Annotated in this window: 1 protein-coding gene and 1 pseudogene; both read right to left on the bottom strand. The window is 76.1% G+C overall.

What is annotated here, in order from left to right; all coding sequences use genetic code 11:
- Positions 1–159, bottom strand: a pseudogene (locus tag FV230_RS31400) (VWA domain-containing protein); the annotation flags it as partial.
- 274 nt (positions 160–433) lie between these two features.
- A partial coding sequence (locus FV230_RS28425) for a VWA domain-containing protein (protein WP_147844737.1) occupies positions 434–1,275 on the bottom strand: 842 nt, incomplete at its 5' end.

The raw sequence follows: 1,275 nt of genomic DNA, 5'->3' as shown, positions 1-1,275 counted from the left end.
GCGCCGGACCATCAGCGCCATCAGCGCCGGATCGACCGCCCGCGCCCAGTCGCCGAGGGGCGCGGCGCGGGCGGCGGCGCGGAAGGCCAGCACGGCGACCAGGGGAATCGCCAGCAGCCACCACGGCCGCAGCAGCGCGTAGGCGTCGAGGACGGTCATCGCGGGATGCCCCGGCAGTGGGGAGGGCCCCCCTCTCCCCGCACGCGGGGAGAGGCCCGGCCGCACCTCGTCGTGCGGCCGGGAAGCGGAGGCGAAGCCGAGGCGGCGGTGAGGGGACGGTGCCCTGGGAGGCTCGCCGGTCGAAGCCCCCTCACCGTCGGCTGCCGCCTCGCCGCGACGACGACGGGGTCGTCGCGGCCCTCTCCCCGCGTGCGGGGAGAGGGGATGCGCGAAACGGTCGGCGGCAAGGCGGGCACGAGCCCGCGCGCTGGCATCATCCCCGCCTCCGGGAAGCCAGGAGCAGCCCGGCGCAGGCGAAGGCGAGCGCCGCCGGCCAGGGCCAGAGGTCGCGGCGCAGGGGCACCGGGGGAGCCTTGGCGCGGCCGCCCTCCAGGGTGTCGATGGCGTCGGCCACCGCGACGAGGTCGTCGGTGGTCCGCACCCGGAACGCCTTGCCGCCGGTGATCTCGGCCATCTCGCGCAGCGTCTCGGTGTCGACCACGTCCTGCTCGCCGTCGGCGTCGGCCATGTCGCGGGGGCCGAGGGCGATGGTGTAGACCTTGATGCCGAGGTCCTTGGCCAAAGCCGCCACGTCCCGCGGCGTGGTCTGGCCGGCGTTGTTGGCGCCGTCGGAGAGCAGGATCACCGCCTTCGAGGACGCGACCGGCTGACCGTCGATGCCGGAATCCTTCGGATCGAGCCGGCGCAGCGCCAGCCCGAGGCCGTCGCCGATGCCGGTGGAGCGGCCGACGAGGCCGATCGTCGCCTCCTCCAGGGCCCGCGCCACGCTCGCCGTGTCGAAGGTGAGCCCGGCCGCGACGAAGGCCTGGTCGGCGAAGATCACCAGGCCGATGCGGTCGCCGGCGCGGCGGCGGATGAAGTCGGCGCCCACGCGCTTGACCGCGACGAGGCGGTTCACGGTCTCGCCGTCGAGCGAGAAGTCGCGCCGCTCCATCGAGCCGGACAGGTCCATCGCCAGCATGATCTCGCGGCCCGAGGCCGGCAGGGCGGTGGCCGGCAGGACGAGGCGGGGCCCGGCGAGCGCGACGACGAGGGCCGCCCACAAGGTCCAGATCAGCCAGGTCCGGCGGCGGCCGCGGGCGGCGACGTCGGCGC

It is taken from the genome of Methylobacterium sp. WL6 (assembly GCF_008040095.1).
GTDB lineage: Bacteria > Pseudomonadota > Alphaproteobacteria > Rhizobiales > Beijerinckiaceae > Methylobacterium.
The sequence above is the reverse complement of the archived record's forward strand: the minus strand, read 5'-3'. Positions and strand labels throughout refer to the sequence as shown.